The organism is Blautia sp. HA9023 (assembly GCF_056504095.1).
Genome location: NZ_JBWLUR010000008.1, coordinates 54,676 through 79,083, shown reverse-complemented (window position 1 = coordinate 79,083; position 24,408 = coordinate 54,676). Strand labels below are relative to the sequence as shown.

The following is a 24,408-nucleotide window of genomic DNA, read 5'->3' as shown; positions in this document are numbered from 1 at the left end:
GTAGCCTTTAAGAGATGTCATCAATTTCAATCATATCTTCCCCGTTCTGATCCTTTACCGAGAAATCACCTTTAAAAGACCACTTATACGCACGTTCTGCAATGATCTTAGTTTCCACCAAATCCAATCCACCACCAACGATAGCACCTACTCCCGGAAGAAGCTTTCCCAAATTGACAATTCCCTTCGTTCCAAATTTCGTAATAAACCTAAATCCTACTTTTTGATTTATTTTCGTTAAAACTTTACCCGGAATTTTCTTAATAAGTCCATTTGTAAATTTTACTCCGATTTTTATACCGGCTTGCTTTAATAAGCCATTAACTGCGACGCCAGCTAAACAAGCATATATGAAGGTTTGTGTCTGATCACTATCTAATTCATAATCTGCCATATATGCAACACAGGCAATCATCCTCATTTGTACATATATCACACTCCCAACGTTAGCCGGGATAGCGACTGGCATTGTAATAAAACCTCCAAATCCAGTTACTACTCCTGAAGTTGCGCATTTTGCAATTTGATTTTTTAACATTGCTCTGCATGCTTCTTCTGTCGTTCTATGTTTTTTCAAATAATCATTAGCCAGTTTCTCAACACTGGGACTAACTTTTGGTATTCCATTTAAACATTTTTCATAACAAGAATCCAAAAGCTTCATAATATCTTCTTCTGTCATTACTGGCTTCTTTTCTTTACTGTTCATACAACTTCCTCATATCTCTAATAACTCATGACTGTTACCGGAATGTCTTTATACACAGGAGCACAACGTGATTGTATGTTTGCCACCACATTATCAATCACGTCTTTAGAAAAACCTCTCCCCCTGACATCCAAAACTATCTCCTGTGTTGATCCTGCAGGCAAATTATTAGCCCTACTGGTTACTTGTCTTTCCAACTCCCTATATAATTCACTTCTGCTATTTGAGGATGCAAGGTTATAATTCTTCACTTCAATCGCTTTAATAGATCCATCTGCATTTTTTACAACAACATCCGGGCGTGTTGCTCCTTTTGTCGCAGATGAAACTTCAACACCGTCCAAATAGGAAATCTGTTCTTCTGCCCCTTTGGTTCGTTCAAGAACTTTTAATTCCGATTCTCTTGGTGTCGGATTGCTTCTTGCAGATTTAGCCAAAGAAACGGTTTCAGATACTCCACCAGAAACAACACCAACAATAGCTCCCCATTTAAAGCTTTCACTACCGGCAAGTGCGGCTGCCTTAAGGGTCTCCTCAACATTTTTAGTTTCTATGCCAGTTACAATTGCTGTCCCAGCAGTACTAATTACTCCTGATGATAATGCGAACGTTGCGCCAGTTTTTGCAGATGTTGCAAAAACCATACTTACCGCAGCGGGAGCTCCAACACCCCCTGAAGCAACCGAGACCGTAGCACAAACCCAAATTACTCCCGTACCTATTGCAACATTCTTGATTACCTGTTCATATGTATCATCATATTTTTCAAAAGTTTTTGTCGTTGTCTGCCCATCATCCCCAAGAGTGAATACATATCTCGTCCCATCATATTGAGCATCCAACTCCGACAACGTATAACCAAAATACATATTTTCTTGAGAATTGTATTCAACTTCTTCTAAATACTCCTTAGAAATGTATATCGCATCAACACTCTCAACAATATAATCTTCACTGGCTAACTGTTCAGTTATTCCTGCATAAACCTCATCTTCAACATACTGAAGCAAATTTTCATCACTTAAATCAGAAAAAGTTTCCGGATTAATGTCTAAATCTATATCGTCTATGGAAGTTACATCTTCCACAATTTTAGAGTCATTCTTATTACTGTCCTCATTTTTCATTCCAGAATTACAGGCTGTAAGAAATAAAGTTGATGCCATCAATAGAGCAATTAATCTTTTCATTACTCCTCATCCTCCTCTGGCGATTTTTCTGTTACTGATTCCTCAGGATCTATTGGTACTGTCATATTAACCTTTTTATCTTTTTTCTTCTTTTTAACAAACAAATAAACAATAAATAAAGCCAGAACAATACAAATACTTCCACCAACCATGCTGCTCGTTGCAAATTGAGCTTCATCGTCCTTATTGTCCTTTTCTACCGAAACACTCTCCTCTTCTTCTGCGTCATCATTCGCCTCATTCAAGACTATTGCTGATTCAGACACATTCTCCACAACTTTAGGTTTTTCTACTTTCTCCGGGATGGTAATATTCCCGTCATCATCAATGGTTGCTCCGTCTTTAAGCAATGACTGTATATCACTAATTGCATATCCTGTAGTCATATATGCTTTGCGCTATTTGTCCCAACATAGATTTTCTTAACAGTCTTTTCTTCTGTGTATGGATTTGATACTGTAATAGTGTAAATCCCTTCATCTGTATACTTTTCCCCATCACTAGCAGGCTTGTTGAATCTAACATCCTCCGTAAGCCCCGTCGCACCCTCACGAAGAACTTCTTTTTTTACATTGATTTCTAAATATCTGGATTTTGCCAAATCTAAATAAAATCCATTTTCAGTAATTGCTTTATTTGTCAGTTCTTCACCGGTAGCTACATCAAACGGAAAAACCATGCAGTTTCCATTTCTTACTGAAAAAGTAAAATAAATTTTGTAATCATTGTAAGTACTTCTTATTGTCTTATCTATAAAGGGCACAGTGATTTTTTTATCTCTAATACTGTAGTCTAATGCAACTTCATAATCGCCCTCTTCACAAATTTCTACCTGAGTATTTGCTCCAACTTTAACTCCAGACAAATAATCCGTATACAATTGAGAAGTACCTTTTTTATTTTGATACGCATCTGTCTTTCTTATAATCAAGGCTCCTCTTCCAAATGCAGTCTCATCTTTATACAGCAAATTATCATATGCCTTTTTATCATTTGCAATCATGAGCGATTTATCATTATTCAAAGCATCAATGTCCTGTTCCAATTGAAAATCAAGAACAACCTCATCGCCCACTGTTTTCAAAAAAATCGGATTTCCGTCATCTGTAATTACACGAGTATAGCCATTAACAGAAAAGCTTCCAAGCGTCCAATTATAATGCGGATCCTTCTTTGTAATCTCATTATTTTCAGAAAATCCAGTATCTTTTCCCGCATTAACCGCCTCTCCAAGATAATATACATTCGAACTATTAGCATTTGCGTTAAAAGGCATTATAGTTGTTAATACTCCTACCAATGCTACCGATAATAATCCTCTAGCAATTCTACCTTTCATTTCTGATGCTTTTTCATTTGGTCTTCTTGATTTTAAACTTTTCTCTTTCGTATACCTCATGCTTATTTTCTCCATCTCTTTTATTTCGTATATTCAAACCATTACTTGTCGGTCACAAATCTTTTTGTTCGCTATTATTACGTTAATTTTTACGGAACGTAATACCTCAATATAAAAAAATCAACATTTTTCCGGTTGATATTATTTTAATCCATCCCTTTAACAATATCAATCAATACTGTTCTCTTTCCTTGTCTAATTAATCACTTCTCCATCCACATGTAATTCAAATTTTTCTGGGTTATCACATATATCATAATTCTCATTATACTCCCTCTGAACATAATCAATTTCCATCACTACATTTGCATCTTCAATATCTTCTTCACATAAATATACTTGCATATGAATTTCAGTCGCATATCCTCTATCTGTAGAAAACTTAATTGTATGAAATGAATTTTCCCTACACATCTTCACCAGTAATTTTGCGAATTCTTCTTTATCTTCGATCCGATTCCGATTTGCAACTACTGTAAAATACTGATCCCGATTCATACTGATACTGCTAACCACATCCGGCTCCATTGATATTTCTTCCTTAGATTCTTTTTCAAAAAGATATCCAGTCATAATACTAAATACCATTATTACGCACACTATACATATACGCTTCTTATCCATACTTCTAATCCTTCTCGTTTGCAATCTATGTATTGCAATTATATGAAATTTTTCAAGTAAAATCAATACAAGCACAGTGATGCAAATGAAAGGTATGGATTATTTATGGAGCAAAAACTACGACAAATCAAAGATGTTTCCATTGGAAATAATTTACGAAATTTAAGAACTGCAGCTAATCTCACACAAGAACAGGTTGTTGCTCAATTACAGCTTCGGAATCTTTCAACCACCCGCAGCATTTACTCTCAGATTGAAGCAGGTACCTACAACATCAAGATTAGTGAACTCATTGCCTTGACTGAAATATTTCATACCGATTTCAACACAATATTTAATGGACTATCCTACAATAAATAACCCTGGATCAACAGTTTTCATTCTGCCATCCAGGGTTTTGCTTATCAGTCTTATTCTCCAAATATATACGAGTTATAGTTCCATTCCACTTCTCTGCTTCCTCTTTGTTTGTTGCTCCACGATCTGTTTTTTCTCCTCCAACCGTTCATGAATACTTCTTTTCTGTCTGGTACTTTTCTGCACATCCGGTGTTCGCATATTGCTCACATTCGCCGGAATCCTCAAATACATTTTCTCTGGTTGTGGTTCCGGTGCATCCCATACTTTTTGAGCTATCTGAACTTTCTTTAACTCCGCTTTCGCAAGCTTCATTGCCTTTGTAACTTCCAGTGCATTTTGATATCCATGCTGATCCGGTATTAAATCCAGTGTATCTTTTGCCTTTTCCAGTTGAGCTTTCTTCGCATCAATCTTTCCTTCCAGTTCCTTCTGCTCTTTTTTGTGAAACCATTTCTTTTTTACTTCCTTCAGATCTTTTTCCAGTTTCACGATGGCTTTCTCAATGGAATAGATCTTCTGTTCCTGCTTTTTCATCTTATTGAGAATTTGCTGTAATCTCATAACCTCAGCTTCCTGTTTTTCCGAAGAAGGTCTTTCCCCTTTGGGTTTTGCCGGCAATGGTTCCGGTGTAATGTCAATCCGCACATCATGATCAATCAGAGGATTCCCTTTCAAATCTCTATCGCAGTATTTTGTCTCCCGCAGAAATTCTACAAAGCCTCTTAAGTATCCGATTGCTTTCTGAAGAATCCCGGTAAATAATCTCGGATCCTGTCCATGCTCCCGGAGTGATTCTGCTACCGGCACGTCAATCTGCAATTGTTTTGCTGCCATCACTTCTGCCTCGGAAGCACCTGTAAGCAATGCCCGGTCCACGTTCCGGTTCCATTCCTGACGAAGATAATTATCCGCTTTGATCTCTGCTTCTTTTGGATTGTTCTTCCCTATCTTTTTGGTGGCAAGATAAGGACTGTCTTTCTGAAATACCTGTAGCTTCTCATTTTCATCCTTCACAATCCCGTTGATTGCATCCGTCATTACCTGTTTCATATTCTCCAGAAACGCATTGGTCTTAAATTCTTCTTTCTTTGGCTGAAAGAAATTCATCTCATAAACTTCTCCTTTTTTGATGATTTTACATCCGGGTCGGACATTCCCATTCTCGTCAAGGATCTCCTTTTTTGTCCGCACATGTTTGCCGGATTCATTATAAAACATATTTCTGCTTGCAATCTTCCGTTCCACCTCCTGCCGGATCTCCCTCTAAGAAAAGATCAGATGAATATGAAGATTGGTTTTGCTCTTATTGTGGTGCAATGCCGCACAGCATCCCACATCATATTTCTCCAGGAAAACCGAAGTCATATACTTCAGCAACAGTTCATGATCATACTTGATCAGACTCGGCGGTAACATGATAATCAGTTCCCTCGCTTCAATACAAGTTCCTTCTGTTCCGCTTTTTGCAAAATCCCGCTGATTCTGTTCAGCAAGAAGCTCCCAGTAGCTGTCCTCCACATTGGAAAAGACCGCATACAAATTTTCCTGCCGCTTGGGGCTGCTGATATAATCCACTCTGCCTTTTACATCATGCAGCTTGCTTTCCATCACAAAGCTATGATTTCGTCTGTTCACAATACCTCCTTTCCGCCCGGATACGCTACCAAAGAAAATCGTCATCGGAATGGACCTTCATGGCATTCTCAAGTCATGCAAAAACGCCCCTGCGAGGCCTTTCGGGAGGACGAAAGACACAGAGTATAAGCTTTCTTGTGCAATGGGTGTATTTCGCTCTCAATCGCCGAGGGCTCTTTTTGTCATACCCGGATAATTCTATATATACTGATGATTAATTTTTTCTGACTGGCGTATCCGCTATTTTTATTGATGCCCGTTTCCGGGCTGTTTCTCGTTTCTGCTTTGTTTTCAAAGTTTTTTCGCTCCTGTTCACACCTTCTTGTTCACATTCCGCCCAGATATTTGTGAACAGAAACCTGTGAACAGAGCTCAAAACATTTTAAAAGTAATCCTTAATCAAATGGTATTTCCATGTTCTCATCCACTTTCATGAATCCTTCCTCATCTTTTTTCGATTGAATCCGTTTCCATGATCTCTGCGTTCCGATTGCCCCACCAAACCTATGATTGCCATGTTTCGTCCAGCCGATGATCTCATTGTCCATCAGATCACCAATTTCTTTTGACTGCCATTTTGGAACGATACCTTCCTGATGAAATACCTGCTGATAGATAATCATAGAACAGACATAATCTTCTTCGTACGAATCAAGAAATGCCTGGATCATACCTGTCTGAGTATCCTCCGGCATGAATTCTCTCTGAAGCAGCTTAACGTGATCCTCCATCTCCGGTGAAAAAGTCAACAGATAGTTTTCGCTTCGGTAGATTTCCATTGCCTCTGCCCATGCCTGGATAATGTATAATCTGGATTCTGCTTCATTTTCATAAATGGTGGTTTCCGCTTTTTCGGGAAATACTCTGACCGGGGCAAATCTCCGATTCCCGGTACGGTCGAAAGGGAGAAAATTCAGGTCGTTGGAAGTACCGCAAAAGACACACTGACGATACCGGTCCTCTGCCCGCCTTTCATATGGGATACGATAAATATCCTTCTGCCGGCTCAGGAATGATTTCGTCTCTTCGATACTCTTGGCATTTGCCACCGCATTCATTTCTGACATTTCCACGATCCAGTGTCCCTGCAAATATTCATAAACCTTCTTATCATCGATCCGCTTCATATCGTCCGTAAACCATTCATCTTTGATTGCCAGATAACGGAAGAACGTGGATTTTCCAGTTCCCTGACCTCCGACCAGACAAAGCATAATGTCATATTTTGCTCCCGGCTCATATAGCCTGCGGATTGCTCCCATCATGTGCATCTTCATCACTTCCCCGGTATAGCCAATATCCTCTGCCCCGAAAAAATGTGTCAGCATATGTTGAATTCTCGGAATCCCATCCCATTTCAGGCTCTCCAGATATTCAAGAATCGGATGAAAACTGTTTTCATTCGCCACGATATCGATTGCCTTTGTAATGACACGATCACTGGTCAAGCCATAGTTCTTTTCCAGATACAAAGCCAGGTTATTCATGTCTGTATCGGTCATATGGACACCACGCCTTTTCCAGGGCATTTTCTTCATGATGTCAATCTGACACGTCATTTCATTTCTGCAGATAGCTCCTTTCAGACAAGGATCATGCTCCAACGCATATTTGCAATTCTGTATGGACTGACGTATTTTCCCTTTTTCCGTGGTATCCATCCGTTCCCGGATATCCTCCACTGTCAGAAGCTCCGTTTCAACAATCTCCTCTAAATTCTGCAAGGACTCCTCGCTCATATTCTGCAATTCTCTGTTCATACCGCTTCACCTCCTCCCTTCCGTTCTGGAAAAATCCAGAATCTCTTCGTCCGTTCCAAACATCAGCATGTCCACCAGATAACTGATCTTGCTTTCATTCTGTAAGGCTTCAACAAATAGAGGATGCCATTCCTCTTCCATAGATTCCGGCTTGTAAAATTCCTTCCAGAATTCCATCCATCGCAGATACCGCAGCAATACATTGGCAGCATCCCTTGCCCATTTATCAATCTTCTTCTGGACAAATTAAATCCGTTCCTCTTTTGTTGGAACCTTCTCTTTTTTCCTGACACCTGAATTTTGTTTTCTTCTTATCTCTGGCTGCCCGATTAGAATTCCCAGAGAAAAATCTTCATTGATCTTCTTCGCCGCTTCGAACTGGGATAATCCAAACTGTACCGCCACATAATTAACTGCATCTCCCTTTGCCCCACAGGCAAAGCAGTAATAATTCTGATTAATCTTCATACTGGGATGTTTGTCATTATGAAAGGGACAACACGCCATCCCATTCCGGCGGACTTTTAACCCATATCTTTCTGCCACCTGCCTTGCGGTGACACGTTCTTTCATTTCCTGAAAAATGTTCATGTACGTCCTCCTGTATCCTTTGTAATCAAATTCCGTAATTTTCCCTCTTTCCGTCACAGGAGAACTTTGTTATACTACACATAAAGCTATATGCGTATAGACAGACTTCTCCCATAAGGATTGAGTTTTTGTCTATGAGGCTTTACCAGAGCCTGCATAAGTTTTGTTTAGTGTCGAAATGTCCTTGTTACCAGCAGGGGCATTTTCTTTTTTAGGGATGTTCCGGGGATTCCACATGGTGCGGTTCCTCCTTCATCCCATTCAGTGTCACAGCAACCATCTGGATGTTCAGAAGCAGTTCTTCATTTTCTTCACTGCACACTTCCAACCGTTTCAGTTCTCCGTAGATCTGCTGCATCTGATTTTTCAGGGCTTTGTACACTCTCGGATTTCCCTGCACGGTCACTTCCCAGTCCATCAATTTTCTCAGGATGTACTCCTGTTTGGTGAGCCCAGATAACGCCACCATGTGGTCAATCATTTTTGCTTCTTCCTCGGATACCCGGAATCCCACCGTCCGATTTCTCCATCGTCCTTTTGCATCTAACGTTCTCTCCATCAGATTTCATCCTCCTTCTCCATTCTCTCGACATCCAACTTATTCGCCATCTCCGTCTGCACCGTCGGGAATAAATGTGCATATCGGTACGTGATTTTTTCCGCTTCATGTCCCACCCGGTTTCCAATGGCAAGAGCTGTAAATCCCATATGGATCAGCAGGGAAACATGGCTGTGGCGAAGATCATGAATCCGAATAACCGGAATTCCTGTCGCTTTGCATCCCCTTTCCATTTCATGTTTCAGATAGGATTTGGAAAATGGGAAGATCCACTGATCCGGTGCCAGTGAATAATACATCTGAAAATAATCCTGCATCTCTTCACAGAGGAACTCCGGCATCACAACGATCCGATTACTTTTCGCTGTTTTGGGAGAAGTAATAATGTCCTGCTTTTTCATCCGGTGGTACGTTTTATTGATCCGCACCGTCTGTTTCTCAAAATCAAAATCTGACCGTGTGAGGGCAAGCAGCTCCCCTTCCCGGATTCCGGTCCAATAAAGCATCTCAAAGGCATAATAGGATCTGGGCTTGTCCATCATTGCTTCGGCAAATTTCAGATACTGTTCCTTTGTCCAGAATTTCATTTCCTTTGGAACCTCTTTTCCTATACTTCCTGCCTGTCTTGCCGGATTGCAGGGCAGATTATAATAATTTACCGCATGATTGAAAATTGCCGTAAGCTGTGCCTGAATCGTTTTCAGATAATCCACGGAATAGGGCTTGCCCTTTTCATCCCGGTATGCCATCATTTCATTCTGCCAGGCAATTACATCCGCCACTGTGATCTCGTTGATTTTCCGTTTTCCAAAGTAAGGAAGGATTTTTGTCCGCACAATGTGGCATTTCGTCTCAAATGTACTTTCCTTTACCCTCTGACGTTTATACTCGGAATAAATCTCATAAAAGCTCTCAAACGTCATTTCCAGCTTATTTCCTTTTCGAAGCATCATCTCATGTTCCCATGCAGTCGCTTCCCGTTTGGTCTTGAATCCACGTTTCTGCGTCTGCTTTCTTTCCCCGGTAAAATCGGTGTACCGAAACACCACTCTCCATGTACCTTTGTCTTTTTCCTGATATACAGCCATCTTAAGTACCTCCTATTTTTCTTCATAAAACAACTTTTTCTTGAAATAATTGGCATCCACACGCCCCGGCACTGTAATCAGCCCCATTCCGCTGAGTTCTTTATTCAGCTGGCGAATAATCTGGTATGCCTTTGACTGCTTGACCTGTAAAATATCCATTACTTCTTCTGCAGTCAGAAATCCATTCTTTAATTCAGACATTCTATTCACCTCCTTCCACATTGTCTTCAAGGAAAAACCCCTCTACTTATCCAAAGTTTCAAGGCACCTTATACAACCTCATTTTCAAATTTTCTTCAGCTTAACTCTATTAAGTTAAGTTTTGATTGTATTATATTAACTATTTTCCGTTAAGTCAAGTGGTTTGAACATCAGTAATTAAATTTTTTTGTTTAAGTTTTTCTTGCGTCTTATTTTTCCATATGCTATACTATTTAAACAAATATCGTTAACCACCAGTTCCTATTCATTGCATAACGGTAGGAGCTTATATTCAAAATTGAATAAAAGATTTCAGGAAAAGGAGAGATCCCTATGGCATTTGGAAAACGTATTAAATTTTTCAGAAACAGAAAAGGTATGAAACAGAAGGAGCTTGGCGAACTTCTTGGCTTCCTTGGAAAGACTTCGGATGTCCGTGTGGCGCAGTACGAGACAGAAGCAAGAACCCCTAAAGCTGATCTGGTCAAAGAAATGGCACAGATCTTCGGTATAAGCACCAGAGCTATCAATGTTCCAAACATTGACTCCTATCTTGGTCTTATGCACACCCTCTTTGCACTGGAAGATATGTATGGCATCAAGATTGGAGAGATTGACGGAGAGCTTTGTCTCCGACTTGACCGGGAGCACAGAGAATATCAGCACCTGTTTGAACCTTTTCATGCATGGCAACAAATGGCTGCAAAACTGGAATCTGGAGAGATCAGCCAGGAAGAATACGATAACTGGCGATATAACTATCCGGAATTGGACACCTCTGAGATTCGGGCAAAAGTTCCGTCTCAGGAACTCTCTGACGAACTCATCAAGGCTCTGAAAAAAGAGAATCAATAAAGAAATGTAAAAAGAAAAAACCTTACTGACTACTCTTTCCAATTTTGGAAACAGTTCATCAGTAAGGTTTTTATGTTATAGAAATATAATTTTATTCAAGGAATATAGCAAAAAGTGTTGCCAATCCGTTGCCAAAAAATAACGGAATTTGCTTGGAAATCGCATAAATACTGGGTCTATTTTTGCAAAATCCTATTCAAACTCCTTTGCGGACTGCGTTTCATGACACGCAAAGGCTGTTATTAGAGGTTTATGCTTCAAACATGCGTTCTGATTTTGTGTTTTTCGCACCGCTTATGAAGAAATAAACTCCAAAATAACTCCATTTTACTCTTTATTATTTTGTTGTTCTTCTCTTGCGTACAGGAGATCCAATGCCTGACATACAACACCACTCATGCTCTGATAGTGTCTTTCTGCATACTCAACAAGTCTCTGTTTTTGTTCCGGAGTCACCCGTACTCGTATGTTTTCTTCTTTGCCATCTTTTGGTGTTTTTCTAGCCAAACATATCACTTCCCTTCCACAAGTACAGTTTACTACTGATTACTACAAAATGTCAATCTATTTTTGTTATTTATATATATATTCTCTTGGACTAATCTTGAGCTATCTTGGACTAATTTACTTCTCACTCCTGTAGATCTTTATCTACAATCTCCCAGTAACCATTCTTGGGAGATCCATGTCTTATAAGAATACCATACTCTTTTAACTTCTTAATATTGTTCTCAATATTTCGACTGGCAACCCAAATTTTTTCAGCTAACTTAACTGCTGATAATTGATGATCTTCTGAAAGTAACTTTATAATCTTTTTCTGTGTATCGTTGAGGTCTGTTCTCCACACTACCTCCGATGCTTCCCCGATGTTTTCTTTTCCATTTGTCATCGGAAATGAACTACGGAACAACTCTACCCGAAACATATTATCGAATTCCTGAAATCTCGGCTTCGAAAGTCCATACTCTTCTGCAGCATTAAGGATTCTTTTTATTCCGCTTCCCCATGCTTCTACAAGTCCCATCTGATTGAATATATTGGCAATACCTTTATTCCGGATCTTCGAATGACCATTCATGACTTCCTCATAAGTTAATCCGTTATATAATCCACCCGGAGAAGTCACCTCCAGTCTGTCATCATAAACTGCGACCTGAATACAAGATTCATCCAACAGGTTACGGTGACAATGGGCGTTAATGATCATTTCCCTGATTGCTTCCGGTGGTAGCTCATATTTCTCTTTTCGCACCAATCCGTCAATTGTTGCTCCAAGTCGAATATTTCTCAATACAAAATCTACTGCTTCTTCGATTTGTGTATAGATTGGTCCTGTAAATTCTCTCTTATCAAGAAATACTGCACGATCTATTCCCTTGAATACCGCACATTGGGTTTTAGAAAATGAGAAATAATCTGATGTCAGCAACGCATAGGCATTCGTTGCCAGAAGCTGTCCCTCCCTCTGCTTTAAGATCTTCCAGTTTATCAGCTGCTCTTTCTTCACAGAATGCTCTGACATTCCTGCTTTTTTCCGGAACTTTTCAATATCCTGGCAAAGTTTCTCTGTAGCTTCTTCTGAAACTGGATATCCTACACAGGTAAGTTCATCCCAGGAGATTCTGGCTCCTTCCATCTCCAGTTCTTTTATTTTCTCTGGAAATGCCTGCCTTAATGTACCTGCAACACGGATATAAGTACCATTATCTTTTCCCTTTGATTTTAGATAATATGGTCTATTCTTTCCTGCTTCTACTGATACAACAATAACTGTTTTCCCGTTTACCGTCTGCGGCTCAATATCAGGAATGATCTGTGGCACACAGGAATCAGAAACTGCATTGGCAATTCCATCCATCAGCTGAAACAACACATCATTTTCCACACCAACAATCTGGTGTGTTTTATCATCTACTCCAACAATCAGCTTGCCACCTTGTGTATTGGCAAAAGCTACGATTGTCTTCATGTACTTTTCACATTTATCAGGTAAGGATACCTTGTACTCAATATTTTTCGATTCCCCGGAAAACATAGTATCTTCTACCATTCTTTCACTCCTAATCTATACTCGCACCATTGGTGCGAATAATTCTATTTCCAGAGTAAACCTCTCTGGATCATTAACACTATTATACGTTCTATCCTTCTTTTCTAGCAAGCAAGAAAACAAAACCGTTCATTTTTTCTTACCATTTTCTTCTGTTCTTTTAGATGCCAGATAAAGTCTCGTCATCTCATCCATGAAAGTAGTTTTGTCCTCATTGTTCATAGTTACACTGGCAAATAAAGCAGCTGCCTGTTCAAGAATCTTCCTTGCCTGTTTAGCACCAGAATATTCACTTGGCTCATCATTACCCAAGCACACATTTCTCATGTAATTCTTTAATACAAGTCTCCCACATATCCATCTGCTTCCAGATGCATATAGCACTCATCCACCTTCTCTGATTCCAGAATCCGCAAAACGTGTTCCATACCTGTAGCAAGTTCTTTTGTTTTTAACTCTTCCAGCGGAATCCAATAAACTCTTCCTTCCTCAGAACTCTTTAATTCTCCGGTAAACTTATCCGCTTTGTACAAGGTAATAACATAGTGCACTCCGCTCTTATGCCAATGATATAATCCTCTAAGCTTCGGTGCTTCGATCGTAAGCCCTGTTTCTTCCCAGACTTCCCGAATCATAGATTTCTGAAAAATCTCATTTGCTTCTACGTGACCACCTGGGAAAGTCGTACCGGTATAGCTATCATTTACTTTATCCAGAGCCAGTACATTTCCTTTATGATCCTGAATCATACACATATTCATAAAACAGACCTTCTCAATCCGACTCTCTTCTTTTTCATTCAGAGATTTTCTGACACGTTTGTTGATATCCGATCGTTTGGATTTATAATGCTTGAAGACCTCTCCATACAGAATCCAGATTTCTGCATCTTCAATTTTTTCATAAACAGAATCCACCACTTCTTCCAGATGTTTGTCACTCGGAAAAGTACATTTTTTCATATAATAATCTCTGGTTGCCTGAAACATCCATTCCGCAATCTTTTCTTTCTGCTTCATTTTTAACTGGGAATACTTCTTATTCGTTTGCAGTAATCTCCCATCTATCATCTTATGGTTTTTCCGTGACATCGGTTTGACCTCTTTTCTTCTTTCTCGTTCAGATTTTACTATACCACAGAATCATGCCTGCGTCATACTTCTGAGCTTCGATGTCCTCTTTTTCTTCTCTCAGTACCTTATTTATAGAGGGATCTTTTTTAAAGACTCTCTTCCGGCGGCTGTGCCACCGGTAAATAGCAAGGACAGGAAGTGTATATACACTTCCGGAAAACCAGCAATTTAGGGAACCCTGCCCTAAATTAAAAACACAGAAGTCACTACTTCGAAGAACCAAAGAAAGGAGAATCTGCCTATGGCAAAGAGAAAAAGAAATATACAGATTTTGTTTTGTGTTTCCCCAGAAGAAAAAAAGCTTATTCGTAGAAAGATGATTGAATCAAAGACAAAAAATATGGGAGCTTATCTTCGTAAAATGGCAATCGACGGTTACATCGTCAACACCGATACCACTCCACTGAAGAAACAGTATGAGGAAATGCATAAGATCGGTGTGAATATTAATCAGATTGCCAAAAAAGTAAACAGCACCGGTGATCTGTATCCGGAAGAAAAGCAAGAATTAAAAGAGATGGTGAAAGAATTATGGCGTATCTTAAGATCTTCCCAATTAAAGTAACAGACAAGAAAGCTCTGGACTACATCACGAATCCAGATAAAACAGAAGAAAAACTGTTAGTTTCCAGTTTTGGCTGTTCCCCGGAAACTGCAGATCTTGAATTTTCTATGACAAGAGAAATGGCAAAAAAGAATGGAATGGACAAAGGTGATAACCTGGCATTTCATCTGATCCAGTCATTTAAACCTGGAGAAGTTGATGCCGAAACTGCCCATCGCTTAGGGCAACAATTTGCAAACGAAGTACTGAAAGGAAAATATGAATATGTGATAAGCACCCATGTTGATAAAAATCATATCCATAACCACATCATCTTTAATGCAGCAAGTTTTGTTGATCATCACAAGTATGTTTCCAATAAGCGGAGCTACCATAAAATCTGCCGGATCAGTAATCGTATCTGCCATGAAAATGGACTTGCCACCAGTATGCCAACCGGAGAAAAAGGCAAAAGTTATAAGGAGAACATGGAATATCATCGTGGCACCAGCTGGAAAGCCAAGCTACGTGTTGCAGTTGATAAAGCAATCTGGACTTCCATCAACTATGAGGAATTTTTACAAAAAATGCAGTTAGCCGGATATGAAGTCCGACAGGGAAAACACCTGTCCTTCCGTGCACCGGAACAGAAAAACTTCACTTATATGAAATCTCTTGGAAGCTATTATTCAGAAGAAAATGTCCGCATCCGTTTGGCAAAAAACCGTAACAAAATAAAAGCTCCAAGGCATCTGTCCAGAGAAGCTCGCCTGTATATCAATATCTCCACTTATGTTACGACCGGCAATCGAGAAGGATTTGAACGATGGGCAAAACTAAATAACCTGAAAGAAGCGGCACGCACCTTCAACTATCTTTCCGAAAATAACCTGCTGAATTATGAAGATTTCCAACAGCATGTTTCTGATGTTGATGCTTCTGTTAAAGCGGCTGATCAAAGAATAACGCAAATCAACAGTGAGCTGAGCACACAGAAAATCATTCAAAAACACTGTGATTCTTACCGTCTCTGCCGAAAAGTGATTGAAGATTGCAAATCTGCTAAAAATCCAAAAGCATACCGAACCAAACATCAAGCAGAATACCAACTGCACGATTCACTAAAAAAAGAGCTTCAGGATCTCGGTGTTACCAAAATCCCAAGCTCTAATAAAATCCAGAATAGGATAGAAAATCTTGAATCTGAACAAGCTGCTACTGTCCGGGAAAAACAAGAATTGCAGAAAAAGCAGAAGACACTGAATATCATTAGACAGAATTTCACAGCACTACTTAATGCTCCGGAGATGCAAATTCCCATATCAGAAAAAGAGCTAACTCTCTAAAAAGAAGGAGGTACCTACTTTAACGGTGCCTCTTGCTTTTCGTCTAATCTATTTATATCTTCCTCTTTATGCAATTTCCCATATTACAGTTGCCGTATCAGTAACATTAATATCGTCTGCCTCAATATCTATATCATATGCTCCCGGTGCACTCATTTCACATTCCGTACACTCCATTAATCTCATTTCATTCAATGGCTTTGTTACAAAATCTATCTCTCCCCAAGAATAATCAATTGCCTGTATTTCACCCAATTTCACATTTGCTGCTGTTGTAAGCACCTGTGCCTTTTGAATGGAATCCTCAATTGCTTTATGTAACAGCTCATTTTTACATTTTTCTACATCTGCCACTGTATACTCAATAGAAAACTCTGGCCTTAATGAGCTATGAGCCAAAGCGTAAAGGACTTGCCCTAATCTTTTATTATCAGCTGCAAACTCTATTTTCATATGGTGATTATACTTATAACCTTTAAATCTTCGCTTCCAGCTCTTATCTCTGTCCTGATAGCTTTCATATTCTGTATCGACATTAAAATATACTGTTTTAAGGTCTTTTCTCTGAAAACCAAGTTTCTCAAACAAATCCTTGAGAAGCTCTGTATCTTCTGTTGACCTTCGGAGAGTATCTTCATATTCTTTGCAAAGTTCTTCCTTGTTGACATATAACCGGATTTTATCCGGCTTTACTGCTATTTTCCCTTTTCCTGTAACTTTAATTGTTCTCATCATCTTTGCTCTTCCTTTCATTCTCATTATATTCATACCCATTGATTAAAAGCTCTATCATCTTCTTTGTCATCTGAATATACTTACCAAACGGATTAATCACAATTCCATTCACCTGTTCCCAATTAAGTGCCAGACGAAGTATTGATTCAATAGACTGATTCATCTGCACATTTCCAGCAGAACCCTTATGCATCTCTTCAGAAGATGTAAATACTCCAATCCATTCTTTTTCATCAGCATCTTTTACAGTCTCTATTTTAAGTCTTACATCATGGTCAAGCGAAATCGTGTCACCAGCCTTTACTTTACTTATCTGTTCTTCCGACATAAAAGGATTTTCCGTGATATATGGAACAATAACTTCTCCTGCCTGCTGCATTCTTGTTACCATAACTTCCATAAATAACAGCATTCCATTTTTATCCTGCTGAATATAATACTGGTCGATTGCTGCCTCAATCATCTGATTTGCCTGTGTCTCATCCACTTCATCTGAATAAGTATCCACGCTCCTGCCAAGTACATGATCAAATTCATCAAGAACATCCGTCATCAGTCCCTTATCAATCCGGCTTTTACACTCTGCAATCAGCACAGCTGGGATCCCATAAAATGCTTCTGCAATACTTCCTGTAATAGCACCAAGCGTATCCGTATCTCCACCAAGTGATACTGCATTCCGTATGGCATCCTCAAAATCTTTGGATTCCAGAAATGCGATGATTGCCTCTGGTACTGTTTCCTGACAGCTTTCAACATGATGGTAGTAGGTTCGGATATTATCCAATGTTCTACTCAGATCATAATGAAATTCCCTCTCGATATAAGCTTTGATTTCTTCTTTTGAAGATCCATTCCTTGCCATATATATTGCACTTGCAGTTGACTCTGCACCCTTTATACCTTCTGGATGATTATGTGTCACATTCGCTGTAGCTCTAGCTACCTCTCTGGTTCTTTCCATCGAATCATAAAGCCAGCCTACCGCTGACACTCTCATGGCTGAACCATTTCCATAGCTTCCGTATGGCTTCGGATTATTTTCTTTAAGCCAATGTCTGAAGCATCCACCATAGCCTGCATGTGGATATCTTTTTCCCCAATCCTGCATATTGGATGCTACCGCATCTTCAATTTTCTTTACTGCTGCTTCCGGTCCGACTGCCAGGAGAGCTTCTCCAACTGCTATTGTCATAACAGAATCATCTGTAAAGCCACAGCCTTCACTAAACAAATCAAAATTCTTTGTTTTATCACCTCTGTCAAACTCAAACGGACTTCCTATAATATCTCCTAAAATTGCTCCGTACATATATGCCTCCAATTCCCGGATTACTCCGGCACCTCTCTTTCTCTGTTACAATATGAGTATAATTAAAAGGCATCTTCATATGGTCGCTGTTTGGGCGACACTTTCAGAAAATAAAAATGCCGGTACAATATTGCACCGACACTAATTTCTCTAATATTTTTCATTTTGTTCTGACCATACTGGCGTACCATATTTTTTTCTTGCCACATCGCAAATTGCCATTAAAGCATAATAATTAACCCGATTAGGATAATGCACAGCAGGGTGATAATAATCAAGCACCAATGTATCCTTCCAAAGCGCCAACATATTATCCCATGTATCATCATTCTGTAATTCTTCCCCTAATACAAGTTTCAATAGACTGAGATTATTCCCACATACAATGATATCCGGTTGTATAATTTCCAATTCACGCTTTATTTCCAGCCTGTCTTCAAGTGCGTATTTTTTCAAATCTTCATATTCAGATTCGCTTCCGCCATTGCTTTTTTTCACATTGACCACTGCAATACGGTCTATGATTTCTTTTTCCTTAGAACGTAATACTTCATCGTCATACTCACAGATATTATCGTTAAATGCATTATATATTGCCTGTGTCCATATTGCTACCTTTCTCCACATAGTCCATGGACGTTCACAATCATGCAAATCTTCTACCAGATTATAACCATTTTCATTAGAAGTGTATGCTTCCTTTAAGAAATAACATACTCTTGGTGTATGCTGTGCTTCCCATTTTTCTTCACACACTATACCATCTCTGATAAAACGCTTATATCCATTATTTTTATGTTTTTCTTCCCAATTGTCCATTAAAAGTTTTATATCTGTCTCTCTACTCATGAATATTTTCTCCTATACTCCAAGAATTTCATTCGTATCCTTAAACAATGTTACATTCAGCTGCATAATATCATACTGCTTATCTATAATAGCCTTCTGCACGATCAGATCCACCTTACTGCTTGGACTAAATGCCCAGTCCGCTCTGGCAAGTAAATCTCTTGACTGTTCCAGATCAAGCTGAAGTGCAATACAGAGTGCCATTACTGTCTTTTTCTTTGGATGATAATTCTGATCACACTGAATCTTTGAAAAATGTTTCCTATCAAGGTTTGCCCGTTTCCACACATCCTTATTATCAAGATGTGCTTCATCAATCAGCTCAAATAATTTATCATGAAAGGAAACTCCTATATTGGCCAGCTGATCTTCCAATGAAATATTTTCTAACGGCATGAGCAATTCTGTCATGCCAGTATCTGTCATTTCCTCAAGTGGATAGTTGTCTTCTTCTCTTTGAAGCATTTCTTCATTGAAATCTTCTTCTGCCAATTCTTTTACATGAGTACTTCTTCTGCTCCTTAACGGATACTCTTTTCTATGGATTTCTCTGACGTAATTAGCATCTATATAAGAATCAATATCCCCAACAATCTGACCGGACAGCTGAAAAGACCTTTTATCAAACACTACCAGTATAATTTCCATTTCATTTTCAGTAAGAAACTGGCTGAATACTGACACAGCAATCTGTAATGCCTTATCCTTCGGAAATCCATATACTCCTGTCGAAATTAATGGAAATGCAATGCTCTCGCACTTAAGTTCCAATGCTTTTTGCAATGATTTACGATAGCAGTGCTCCAGAATTTCAAATTCATGGTGCAATCCATCCGTCCATACCGGTCCTACTGTATGAATAATATATTTTGCATTTAGGCTATATGCACCAGTGACAGCAATATCACCTCTTGCAATTTTGCCGATATTCGCTCTTTCTGCGAGAAGCTTTTCTTTTCCTGCTGCCTCATATATTGCTAAGTCCGTGCCACTTGCACATATCGGATTTGGATTGGCAGTATTCACGATTACATCTGCTTTTACCTTTGTTATATCGTTTCGGACAATCTTAAATGGCATTGTGACTCCTCCTTATTTTCTAATCCTCCTCCAATCTGCAATAACATTATCCTCTCCTCTTGTACTTGTACCCCAATACCCCGGATGTGCTACAGGGTATATATATGTTTCTCCATAAATATAAGGTTCTCCAGTTCCTATAAGTTCAGATACTCTATTGCAGGAAAACTTTTTATCAATCAGAGTTCGTATTACAACCACAGATGTATCAAGACCCAGACAGATTATGTTTTCCGGCTCTATAATGTCAATCAGTGATTTTATTTCGGCTGCATCATTTGCCAATATCTTTCTGGTCATATTTCCAGAATACTTATCTCTGCGATAGCCCAAATTACAATTGCAGAAAAACAAATCTGGATATTTTTTCTTGTCAATTTCATTTTTACCAAGCAGTTCAAAGTATCTGACAATATTTTTATCCGTCTGTGAATCCCTTGCTTCCAAATCTACATTTTCATGGAACATCACATCTATACCATCATTCATCTTACGGACATTTGCAATCGTACCGTTTAGTTCTTCCTTTTCTGGTGGTCCGAAATCCTGACCTATCAGCATATACTTAATATGTGGTGTCTTCTTGGCGTAATCTCTCCCTTGCCAATATGTCCATAGGTTAATTTCCTGACACAAATCTTCTCCCTGACGTAAATCGCACCAGCCAAGTGTCAGGTTCTTTGTGTATATAGGATTTTTAAGATATTTGTTTTTTACATTTTCTATCAGCTTGCAATAAGCTGCGGATTTTTTTGCATTCATTTTATGTATATTCACCTCAAAAATTCACTGTTTTATTTTAACACTTTCCTTATCTGCTTATCCGTTGCATCCGGAAACATCTCATGCATATAGTCTACAAGCTGTTTCCATGAGTCCTGTGGATTATCCTTATAGCAGGAAGTCACATAATCATATCCATAGATATGCTCAATAGATGAATACACTGCAACATCCCATCCATATTCAATGCCTCTCTTATTCACTCTCTTCTTAAAATCGCAGTTGCACAGATATGTCTGCATCATAAGATTCGTTATAGCACCATCAAATCCCTTTTCTCCATCCTTACCAAATCCAGCCTGTTTTTTCAATTCATTTGAATAAATCTCTGAATCAGCATTATCTTCCATAAAATTGACCATTATCTTTTTATGCTTATTAGGTGCTTTCCCATCATCATATAATGCATCAAAATCATATCCATCCCGGCGATAATTAGCAAATACAGGAAGCCACTTTTTTGATATAAATCCTGCCTTCTTATCAAAGAACTTTCCATAGACGATATCATGCCGCCTTGCTATAATAGCCCGCCACATCCATGGATCAATCTCCGGATTATCACTCCACCAGTACTCTGGAACAGTTCTTTCTTCAAGTGAAAACCCATCTATATCATTCTTAAATAATGGTAAAAAGCCAAATTCATTTATATACTTGATTGCTTCATCTACAGAATGGATACATTCCGGGTTGTCCCACTTCATGCCATGCATAATCCATTCACCTGATTCGTTTCCCATAATATATGTACCTCATTACTCAGCGTACTTGTCAATCCAATTTTCGCCATCATATTCATCAATCTGTTTTACTAATCTCGTAAGATAATCTTGTAACCGGCTATCTTCTTCACTTGCATACCACACATTTGCCCGTCCAAATCCATAAGCCCAACCATTTGATTTTCTTGGGACTTCCCATTGTACCTTTCTTGATCTGATCCCTGCAGGAAGTAAGACACAATCAGATGAGTTTGCAATTGCATTGTAATATTGTATATCTTCTGGAGCAAACACTGCCTCTTGATAATGTCTGTAAACTGTAGCATGTTTATACCATCCCACGACCGTCGTAAACTTATGTGCCGGATGCTTTGCACAATAAACAACAAGCACATCATCTACTGATTCTTCTTTTTTTAATAGTTCACAACCTGCAATATTCTCAATCCGCATTTGATTGACATCTTTACCATTATGTGATTTTGTCTCAAAAAATCCCAGACAATATAAGCCTTCCCTTCCCTCCATATTCACCGGTGTAAAATTATATTTTTCATGAGCATCTCCTGTCTCATCAACATAGCTTCCACCATTTAACGGAATATCCTTTCCATCTTCATTTCCTCGATACTCCTTCATCCACGCTATGTTACAAAAAAGTATTCTCATCATATCAACCTTCTTTTCCCTTTGAAAATGGACTCAAGTCGATAAACAATTTCTTCAATCCACTTGTTTCCTTGAACTCTTTGAATAAATACTCCAGAAGTTCTTCCTGCCTTGCCTGCCCTAATGTAAGCCGGTAAAGAGACAGAATCTTTATCAGCCTTTCATAATTAACCTCATCCTTACTCATAGGATACATTGGCACAAGCCTTTCTATTTTTACACTCTGATTTTTTCCGAAACACCAGAATGGTACAAGCTCTGACTGGTCATTCTGCTTTTCCGCTTTAGCAGCTTCAAACATTTCTGTCCATATGTCTCGCTTAAATGTGATACCATCTGCCTTACCATATTTATCAGCAACATTCTGTCTTATTGCCAGACACTTAAATCTATTGATTCTGCCTTCCCTTTGTTCCAAATCAGTCGGTCATTTTTTGCGGACAGTTCATACATGCTATCCTTTTCTGTTCTCTGCTCCTGCGTTTGCTCTCGTTTGATTTCTCCCTCCGTATCTTCTTGGCACAAGCAGGACAATACCTTGATGCACCAGAGCCCGGGACATATTCAACGCCGCACACCGTACAATTTTTAGCGGGCATTGCTGCCCACCGTTTTGTAGGTATGATATGTAATTCATCGACAAAGCCGATGAATTTATAGTAAATCTTGATTTCCTGCTTCACTGTTCCGTCTGCCATCTTCTCACGCTCCGAAACAAGTATCTTGTCTATGAGTGCGTTTATAACTGTTGCATCCAGTTCTTTTAAGCCTTGATAATTTCGGATAAGGGCGAGGAAGTCACGGATTCCCCGTGATTTCTCGTAGCTTTCATTAAGAGTTTCCGTCACCTCTTTCAGCCTTGCTTCAATTTCAAGCTGCTCTTTCTGGTATTTCCCCGACATCATCTCAAAATTCCGCTCGGTAATACGCTCCATGACCTTATCCTCGTAGAGAGAGGAAAACAGCCTGTCCAGTTCCGCAAGGCGTTTGTTCAGCTTCTTACGTTCTTTCTCTAATGCTTTCGCCCTGCTCTGGTCTGTTTCCGTGAGCCGCTTTTCTATGGCCCTGACCGCCTTTTCATCATTCACTGCCATATCCGCAAAACAGTTGATGTCGGCAAGAACGGCATTGAATAAATCCCTTGCTTCTATATTGTGGGCACTACACTCGCTTCTTCCGTTTCTTGCATAATTATTACATGAATACTGTACACAGTCGATAATCTCTGGGCGTTTCCTCCTGTGTACGTTCATTGCCCGCAGAGCACATCCGCAGTCCACACACTTGATAACGCCTGCAAAAATATTTACAAATCCTCCCTTGTTCTGTGGAAGCCTACGACTTGTAATAAGCTGTTGGACAATATCAAATTCCTCCTGCGTGACTATTCCCTCATGGGTATTGGGTATCACTTCCCATTCTTCGGGCAGCTTAGAGGGGCGTTTCTTGCTTTTCATATTGGCGGCAATCCGTTTGTAGCCTACAAGATTTCCCGCATATATCGGGCTTCTTAAAATGCTCCTCACGCTGTTCCCACTCCAAATATAGCGTTTGTCCTCGTTCCCCTCAAAATGACGTTCAAAGCCTGTTTCGCCACGCTCCGCCGCATAAGCGGCAGGGCGTAGGATATGCTGTTTATTAAGATGTCTGCAAATTTTGGCAACTCCATTCCCTTTTAATGCAAGGTCGAATATCTCTTTTACAACATGTGCCACTTTATCATCTATCAGCAGATGGTTGTGGTCGGCAGGGTCTTTGATATAGCCATAAGGGGCGGTAGTTCCCATGAATTTCCCCTGTTGAAACCTCGCCCGATATGCCGATTTTATCTTAACAGATATGTCAGCGGCATACATTTCGTTTAAAATGTTGCGGAAAGGCGTGATGTCCATAGCAGATTTATTCAAGGTATCTACGCCGTCATTGACCGCTATATACCTCACGTTATGCTCTGGGAAGAAAACTTCCAGATATAACCCACAATCAAGATAGTTTCTCCCCAGACGGGATAAATCTTTCGTAATCACGCAGTTTATCAGACCGCTTTCAATGTCTTTTATCATATTCTGGAAACTTGGTCTTTGGAATAATGAGGTGTGATAGCGATAGCGGCAAAAAGCTAATAAAATCAATGGTTTTGCGGACAGCGGATAGACAGGGAATGTGTTAAAAACTGAATACGCACACAAACGGCGTTACCTTAACCCC

29 protein-coding genes and 1 pseudogene are annotated in these 24,408 nt (G+C 39.4%); 4 read left to right on the top strand and 26 right to left on the bottom strand.

Going from position 1 to position 24,408, the window contains the following annotated elements; translation table 11 throughout:
* Window positions 1-7: 7 nt before the first annotated feature.
* The 5 genes from AC04Q6_RS10310 to AC04Q6_RS10290 all read right to left on the bottom strand — a co-directional run bounded on the left by AC04Q6_RS10310 (window position 8) and on the right by AC04Q6_RS10290 (window position 3,922).
* A complete protein-coding gene (locus AC04Q6_RS10310; protein ID WP_476389674.1) occupies window positions 8-709 on the bottom strand; it encodes an EcsC family protein in 702 nt (233 codons plus the stop codon).
* A 17-nt stretch (window positions 710-726) separates the two neighbouring features.
* The gene (locus AC04Q6_RS10305) at window positions 727-1,899 is read right to left on the bottom strand and encodes a hypothetical protein (RefSeq protein WP_119248397.1); all 1,173 of its coding nucleotides are present in this window, start codon (window positions 1,897-1,899) and stop codon (window positions 727-729) included.
* Window positions 1,899-2,285 carry a hypothetical protein gene (locus AC04Q6_RS10300; RefSeq protein WP_119248398.1) on the bottom strand — a complete coding sequence of 129 codons (387 nt, stop codon included), beginning with the start codon at window positions 2,283-2,285 and terminating at the stop codon, window positions 1,899-1,901. Before AC04Q6_RS10300 ends, AC04Q6_RS10305 begins: the two co-directional genes overlap by 1 nt.
* Window positions 2,282-3,298 (bottom strand): hypothetical protein, encoded by a 1,017-nt coding sequence (locus tag AC04Q6_RS10295; RefSeq protein WP_119248399.1) that lies wholly within the window; start codon window positions 3,296-3,298, stop codon window positions 2,282-2,284. The genes AC04Q6_RS10300 and AC04Q6_RS10295 overlap by 4 nt, the downstream gene beginning before the upstream one ends.
* A gap of 195 nt (window positions 3,299-3,493) precedes the next feature.
* Window positions 3,494-3,922, bottom strand: a complete 429-nt coding sequence (locus tag AC04Q6_RS10290) for a hypothetical protein (RefSeq protein WP_476389673.1) — start codon at window positions 3,920-3,922, stop codon at window positions 3,494-3,496.
* 105 nt (window positions 3,923-4,027) lie between these two features.
* On the opposite strand from AC04Q6_RS10290, the gene AC04Q6_RS10285 reads away from it, so the two are divergent.
* The gene (locus AC04Q6_RS10285) at window positions 4,028-4,282 is read left to right on the top strand and encodes a helix-turn-helix domain-containing protein (RefSeq protein ID WP_119247886.1); all 255 of its coding nucleotides are present in this window, start codon (window positions 4,028-4,030) and stop codon (window positions 4,280-4,282) included.
* Window positions 4,283-4,354: 72 nt separating this feature from the next.
* Here AC04Q6_RS10285 and AC04Q6_RS10280 read toward each other — a convergent pair whose 3' ends face one another.
* The 8 genes from AC04Q6_RS10280 to AC04Q6_RS10245 all read right to left on the bottom strand — a co-directional run bounded on the left by AC04Q6_RS10280 (window position 4,355) and on the right by AC04Q6_RS10245 (window position 10,116).
* On the bottom strand, window positions 4,355-5,527 hold the full coding sequence (locus AC04Q6_RS10280) for a coiled-coil domain-containing protein (protein ID WP_119247885.1): 1,173 nt from the start codon (window positions 5,525-5,527) through the stop codon (window positions 4,355-4,357).
* Window positions 5,528-5,545: 18 nt separating this feature from the next.
* Entirely contained in the window at window positions 5,546-5,917 is a 372-nt protein-coding gene (locus AC04Q6_RS10275; protein ID WP_148707909.1) for a hypothetical protein, read from the bottom strand.
* Window positions 5,918-6,312: 395 nt separating this feature from the next.
* Entirely contained in the window at window positions 6,313-7,656 is a 1,344-nt protein-coding gene (locus AC04Q6_RS10270) for a VapE domain-containing protein (protein ID WP_476389727.1), read from the bottom strand.
* Window positions 7,657-7,683: 27 nt separating this feature from the next.
* The gene (locus AC04Q6_RS10265) at window positions 7,684-7,875 is read right to left on the bottom strand and encodes a hypothetical protein (protein ID WP_476389672.1); all 192 of its coding nucleotides are present in this window, start codon (window positions 7,873-7,875) and stop codon (window positions 7,684-7,686) included.
* A 48-nt stretch (window positions 7,876-7,923) separates the two neighbouring features.
* Window positions 7,924-8,268, bottom strand: a complete 345-nt coding sequence (locus AC04Q6_RS10260; protein WP_242996964.1) for a CHC2 zinc finger domain-containing protein — start codon at window positions 8,266-8,268, stop codon at window positions 7,924-7,926.
* A 211-nt stretch (window positions 8,269-8,479) separates the two neighbouring features.
* Entirely contained in the window at window positions 8,480-8,827 is a 348-nt protein-coding gene (locus AC04Q6_RS10255; RefSeq protein ID WP_119247883.1) for a plasmid mobilization protein, read from the bottom strand.
* Window positions 8,827-9,915: a site-specific integrase gene (locus AC04Q6_RS10250; protein WP_119247882.1), complete on the bottom strand. Its 1,089-nt coding sequence runs from the start codon at window positions 9,913-9,915 to the stop codon at window positions 8,827-8,829. Before AC04Q6_RS10250 ends, AC04Q6_RS10255 begins: the two co-directional genes overlap by 1 nt.
* A gap of 12 nt (window positions 9,916-9,927) precedes the next feature.
* A complete protein-coding gene (locus tag AC04Q6_RS10245) occupies window positions 9,928-10,116 on the bottom strand; it encodes a hypothetical protein (protein WP_087175032.1) in 189 nt (62 codons plus the stop codon).
* 333 nt (window positions 10,117-10,449) lie between these two features.
* Here AC04Q6_RS10245 and AC04Q6_RS10240 point away from each other — a divergent pair, with 333 nt between their 5' ends.
* Window positions 10,450-10,971: a helix-turn-helix domain-containing protein gene (locus AC04Q6_RS10240; protein ID WP_119247881.1), complete on the top strand. Its 522-nt coding sequence runs from the start codon at window positions 10,450-10,452 to the stop codon at window positions 10,969-10,971.
* 327 nt (window positions 10,972-11,298) lie between these two features.
* On the opposite strand, the gene AC04Q6_RS10235 is transcribed toward AC04Q6_RS10240, so the two are convergent.
* From AC04Q6_RS10235 to AC04Q6_RS10220, 4 genes are all read right to left on the bottom strand, one after another.
* Entirely contained in the window at window positions 11,299-11,478 is a 180-nt protein-coding gene (locus AC04Q6_RS10235) for a hypothetical protein (RefSeq protein ID WP_028086473.1), read from the bottom strand.
* A gap of 124 nt (window positions 11,479-11,602) precedes the next feature.
* Window positions 11,603-13,024, bottom strand: a complete 1,422-nt coding sequence (locus tag AC04Q6_RS10230; protein ID WP_119247880.1) for an ATP-binding protein — start codon at window positions 13,022-13,024, stop codon at window positions 11,603-11,605.
* A 129-nt stretch (window positions 13,025-13,153) separates the two neighbouring features.
* On the bottom strand, window positions 13,154-13,336 hold the full coding sequence (locus AC04Q6_RS10225; RefSeq protein ID WP_148707908.1) for a hypothetical protein: 183 nt from the start codon (window positions 13,334-13,336) through the stop codon (window positions 13,154-13,156).
* Between the two features lie 23 nt (window positions 13,337-13,359).
* On the bottom strand, window positions 13,360-14,115 hold the full coding sequence (locus AC04Q6_RS10220) for an 8-oxo-dGTP diphosphatase (protein WP_119247878.1): 756 nt from the start codon (window positions 14,113-14,115) through the stop codon (window positions 13,360-13,362).
* A gap of 283 nt (window positions 14,116-14,398) precedes the next feature.
* Between AC04Q6_RS10220 and AC04Q6_RS10215 the strand changes: the two genes are divergently transcribed.
* Both AC04Q6_RS10215 and AC04Q6_RS10210 read left to right on the top strand, forming a co-directional pair.
* A complete protein-coding gene (locus AC04Q6_RS10215) occupies window positions 14,399-14,722 on the top strand; it encodes a MobC family plasmid mobilization relaxosome protein (protein WP_026650133.1) in 324 nt (107 codons plus the stop codon).
* A complete protein-coding gene (locus AC04Q6_RS10210; protein ID WP_026650134.1) occupies window positions 14,689-16,047 on the top strand; it encodes a relaxase/mobilization nuclease domain-containing protein in 1,359 nt (452 codons plus the stop codon). The genes AC04Q6_RS10215 and AC04Q6_RS10210 overlap by 34 nt, the downstream gene beginning before the upstream one ends.
* Window positions 16,048-16,113: 66 nt before the next feature.
* Here the strand turns inward: AC04Q6_RS10210 and AC04Q6_RS10205 are convergent, their stop codons facing one another.
* The 9 genes and pseudogenes from AC04Q6_RS10205 to AC04Q6_RS10165 form a co-directional block, all read right to left on the bottom strand.
* Complete coding sequence (locus tag AC04Q6_RS10205; RefSeq protein ID WP_026648895.1) at window positions 16,114-16,782, bottom strand: SIMPL domain-containing protein; 669 nt, start codon at window positions 16,780-16,782, stop codon at window positions 16,114-16,116.
* Window positions 16,766-18,094 carry an ADP-ribosylglycohydrolase family protein gene (locus tag AC04Q6_RS10200; protein WP_044924450.1) on the bottom strand — a complete coding sequence of 443 codons (1,329 nt, stop codon included), beginning with the start codon at window positions 18,092-18,094 and terminating at the stop codon, window positions 16,766-16,768. The genes AC04Q6_RS10205 and AC04Q6_RS10200 overlap by 17 nt, the downstream gene beginning before the upstream one ends.
* Window positions 18,095-18,244: 150 nt before the next feature.
* Window positions 18,245-18,943: a hypothetical protein gene (locus tag AC04Q6_RS10195; protein ID WP_049946888.1), complete on the bottom strand. Its 699-nt coding sequence runs from the start codon at window positions 18,941-18,943 to the stop codon at window positions 18,245-18,247.
* 12 nt (window positions 18,944-18,955) lie between these two features.
* Window positions 18,956-20,023, bottom strand: coding sequence for a macro domain-containing protein (locus AC04Q6_RS10190; protein WP_119247877.1), 1,068 nt, complete (start codon window positions 20,021-20,023; stop codon window positions 18,956-18,958).
* A gap of 12 nt (window positions 20,024-20,035) precedes the next feature.
* The gene (locus AC04Q6_RS10185; RefSeq protein ID WP_049947064.1) at window positions 20,036-20,785 is read right to left on the bottom strand and encodes a hypothetical protein; all 750 of its coding nucleotides are present in this window, start codon (window positions 20,783-20,785) and stop codon (window positions 20,036-20,038) included.
* Window positions 20,786-20,817: 32 nt separating this feature from the next.
* A complete protein-coding gene (locus tag AC04Q6_RS10180; RefSeq protein WP_028086462.1) occupies window positions 20,818-21,549 on the bottom strand; it encodes an AlkZ-related protein in 732 nt (243 codons plus the stop codon).
* A 15-nt stretch (window positions 21,550-21,564) separates the two neighbouring features.
* The gene (locus AC04Q6_RS10175) at window positions 21,565-22,203 is read right to left on the bottom strand and encodes a hypothetical protein (protein ID WP_080656483.1); all 639 of its coding nucleotides are present in this window, start codon (window positions 22,201-22,203) and stop codon (window positions 21,565-21,567) included.
* 1 nt (window position 22,204) lies between these two features.
* A complete protein-coding gene (locus tag AC04Q6_RS10170; RefSeq protein ID WP_028086460.1) occupies window positions 22,205-22,618 on the bottom strand; it encodes a hypothetical protein in 414 nt (137 codons plus the stop codon).
* A pseudogene (locus AC04Q6_RS10165) lies at window positions 22,570-24,302 on the bottom strand (recombinase family protein); the annotation flags it as partial. The pseudogene AC04Q6_RS10165 and the gene AC04Q6_RS10170, both read right to left, overlap by 49 nt.
* Between the last annotated feature and the right edge of the window lie 106 nt (window positions 24,303-24,408).

Excerpts from the sequence above, each read along its gene's own strand:
- AC04Q6_RS10290 (WP_476389673.1), bottom strand. The coding sequence starts at position 3,922 with ATGGATAAGAAGCGTATATGTATAGTGTGCGTAATAATGGTATTTAGT.
- AC04Q6_RS10190 (WP_119247877.1), bottom strand. The coding sequence starts at position 20,023 with ATGCCATTTAAGATTGTCCGAAACGATATAACAAAGGTAAAAGCAGAT.
- AC04Q6_RS10185 (WP_049947064.1), bottom strand. The coding sequence starts at position 20,785 with ATGAATGCAAAAAAATCCGCAGCTTATTGCAAGCTGATAGAAAATGTA.
- AC04Q6_RS10295 (WP_119248399.1), bottom strand. The coding sequence starts at position 3,298 with ATGAGGTATACGAAAGAGAAAAGTTTAAAATCAAGAAGACCAAATGAA.
- AC04Q6_RS10210 (WP_026650134.1), top strand. The coding sequence starts at position 14,689 with ATGGCGTATCTTAAGATCTTCCCAATTAAAGTAACAGACAAGAAAGCT.
- AC04Q6_RS10175 (WP_080656483.1), bottom strand. The coding sequence starts at position 22,203 with ATGATGAGAATACTTTTTTGTAACATAGCGTGGATGAAGGAGTATCGA.
- AC04Q6_RS10300 (WP_119248398.1), bottom strand. The coding sequence starts at position 2,285 with ATGACTACAGGATATGCAATTAGTGATATACAGTCATTGCTTAAAGAC.
- AC04Q6_RS10255 (WP_119247883.1), bottom strand. The coding sequence starts at position 8,827 with ATGGAGAGAACGTTAGATGCAAAAGGACGATGGAGAAATCGGACGGTG.
- AC04Q6_RS10245 (WP_087175032.1), bottom strand. The coding sequence starts at position 10,116 with ATGTCTGAATTAAAGAATGGATTTCTGACTGCAGAAGAAGTAATGGAT.
- AC04Q6_RS10270 (WP_476389727.1), bottom strand. The coding sequence starts at position 7,656 with ATGAGCGAGGAGTCCTTGCAGAATTTAGAGGAGATTGTTGAAACGGAG.
- AC04Q6_RS10285 (WP_119247886.1), top strand. The coding sequence starts at position 4,028 with ATGGAGCAAAAACTACGACAAATCAAAGATGTTTCCATTGGAAATAAT.
- AC04Q6_RS10305 (WP_119248397.1), bottom strand. The coding sequence starts at position 1,899 with ATGAAAAGATTAATTGCTCTATTGATGGCATCAACTTTATTTCTTACA.
- AC04Q6_RS10250 (WP_119247882.1), bottom strand. The coding sequence starts at position 9,915 with ATGGCTGTATATCAGGAAAAAGACAAAGGTACATGGAGAGTGGTGTTT.
- AC04Q6_RS10215 (WP_026650133.1), top strand. The coding sequence starts at position 14,399 with ATGGCAAAGAGAAAAAGAAATATACAGATTTTGTTTTGTGTTTCCCCA.
- AC04Q6_RS10205 (WP_026648895.1), bottom strand. The coding sequence starts at position 16,782 with ATGATGAGAACAATTAAAGTTACAGGAAAAGGGAAAATAGCAGTAAAG.
- AC04Q6_RS10220 (WP_119247878.1), bottom strand. The coding sequence starts at position 14,115 with ATGTCACGGAAAAACCATAAGATGATAGATGGGAGATTACTGCAAACG.
- AC04Q6_RS10260 (WP_242996964.1), bottom strand. The coding sequence starts at position 8,268 with ATGAACATTTTTCAGGAAATGAAAGAACGTGTCACCGCAAGGCAGGTG.
- AC04Q6_RS10195 (WP_049946888.1), bottom strand. The coding sequence starts at position 18,943 with ATGAGTAGAGAGACAGATATAAAACTTTTAATGGACAATTGGGAAGAA.
- AC04Q6_RS10310 (WP_476389674.1), bottom strand. The coding sequence starts at position 709 with ATGAACAGTAAAGAAAAGAAGCCAGTAATGACAGAAGAAGATATTATG.
- AC04Q6_RS10240 (WP_119247881.1), top strand. The coding sequence starts at position 10,450 with ATGGCATTTGGAAAACGTATTAAATTTTTCAGAAACAGAAAAGGTATG.
- AC04Q6_RS10230 (WP_119247880.1), bottom strand. The coding sequence starts at position 13,024 with ATGGTAGAAGATACTATGTTTTCCGGGGAATCGAAAAATATTGAGTAC.
- AC04Q6_RS10200 (WP_044924450.1), bottom strand. The coding sequence starts at position 18,094 with ATGTACGGAGCAATTTTAGGAGATATTATAGGAAGTCCGTTTGAGTTT.
- AC04Q6_RS10180 (WP_028086462.1), bottom strand. The coding sequence starts at position 21,549 with ATGGGAAACGAATCAGGTGAATGGATTATGCATGGCATGAAGTGGGAC.